At 75.0% G+C, this 1,856-nt stretch carries 1 protein-coding gene; it reads left to right on the forward strand.

Annotated elements, in window-relative coordinates:
- Positions 1–26: 26 nt before the first annotated feature.
- On the forward strand, positions 27–1,856 hold a 1,830-nt coding region (locus tag G7A99_RS18975; RefSeq protein ID WP_205599931.1), incomplete at its 3' end, for a cobaltochelatase subunit CobN.

Below are 1,856 nucleotides of genomic sequence, written 5' to 3' on the forward strand. Positions count from 1 at the left end.
GGCAGCCGGGCAGCTAAGCCGCGGCCATGTCCATCACCGGTCTCCCGTGGCGGCGGCTCGCCGCCACGGCGCTCCTCGTCCTGGGGCTCGCCCCGGGCCCCTCGCCGGCCGCGGATGACGGCGACGGCCCGGTCCTGCTGGGAATCGTCTCCGAGCGTTCCGCGCCCCGGCTCGCGGCCGGCGCAGAACGCTATGCCGCCGAACATACCGGCCATGAGATCGTGCTGCGCACCACCGGGCAGATCGCCGGGCTCTCCGACGCCGCGCTCGCCGCGCTGTGGCAGCGCGCCGACGCGGTGCTGTTCGCCGCCGTGTTCGGCGACGCGGTGGTGCCACGCCTGCGCCGGCTGGTGCAGCGGGACCGCGGCCACCGTGCCGTGATCGGCGTGAGCAGCGCCCGCGCGATCAACCGGCTCACACGCCTCGACGGCAGGCACCCGCTGGCGGGGCTCGACGACGCCACCCTGGACGAGCTGACGGCCAATCCCGGCGCGGACGAGGACCCGGCCGCCATGCGCCGGCGGCTCGCCGCCGAGCACCCGGCCCAGGCGGGCTGGCTCACCGCTCACGCCTACTGGAGCGGCCGCGGTGCGGCCAATGCCGCCGGTCTGCTCGCCTACCTCGCCCGGGAGGCGGGTGCGGATGTGAGCGTACCCGAGCCGCAGACCCGGGCGCCGCTGCGCTATTACCACGACGGCGAGGTCGTCCCCGCGGACGACCTCGGCCTCGGGGCGAAGCGTCCCGTGGTCGCCGTACTCGACCACGACACCGGCGACAGCGTCGGCCAGCGCGCCCTGCTCGACGCCCTGTGCGAGGCGGTACGCGAGCAGGGCCCCCAGTGCCTGGTGCTGCTCGCACGCTGGGGGCAGGCCAGCGTCACCGCGCTGGAGACCCTGGACCAGCGCCTCGGCGACACCCCGCTGGGCGCGATCATCAGCCTCCAGGGATTCGTGATCGGCGGCGGCGACGGCCGCGAGGCCGCCACCCGGGCGCTGGAGTCGCTGGAGGTGCCGGTACTCCAGGGCATCCGCCTGAGCAAGCGCACCGAGGCCGAGTGGCGGCTCTCCCCGGACGGCCTGCCCGCCGACAGCGTCCACTACCGGCTGTCGATGCCCGAGTTCCAGGGCGTGAGCCAGCCGATGGTGCTCGCCGCCGCAGAGCCGCCCCGGATCGATCCGCTCACCGGCATCGAGCTCACCGTGACCCACCCGCTGCCCGCACAGGTGAATGCCATCGCCCGCCGTGCGGGCAACTGGATCACGCTGCAGCGCAAGGCCAACGCCGACAAGCGCATCGCCATCATCTACTACAACCACCCACCGGGGCGGCACAACATCGGCGCGGACAACCTCGACGTCCCCGCCTCCCTGGTCACTATCCTCCGCCGGCTCAAGGCCGCCGGCTACCGCGTCGGCGACATCCCCGAGGACGCCGGGGCCATGGTCGAACGGCTTCAGGAGCGGGGCGTGAACCTCCCCGAACAGTCCGACGCCCTCGCCGGGATGGCCGATCGGGTGAACACCATGGACGCCGCCACCTACCGGCGCTGGTTCGACACCCTGCCGGAAACCGCACGCCGGGCCGTCTCCGGCGGCCCGGTCGCCGCCCTGGTGCCGCGGCTGCGCCGGGCCCTGACGCTGGGCCGGGCGGAGACCGCGCAGACCCTCCTCACGCGCACCGCCGGCGACATCCGCCACCTGCTGGAGGAGGCGAAACACCCCGCCGCCCCCCGCGCCCTGGACCTGCTGGGGCAGCTCGAGACGGCCGCGGGCGAGGCCATGGACAGCGGCGAGTGGGACCGCGCCGAGCGACTCGCGCAGGCCCTGCGCGATACCGGCGTGCCGGGCCTGGACGGC

This window comes from Arhodomonas sp. KWT (assembly GCF_010993615.1).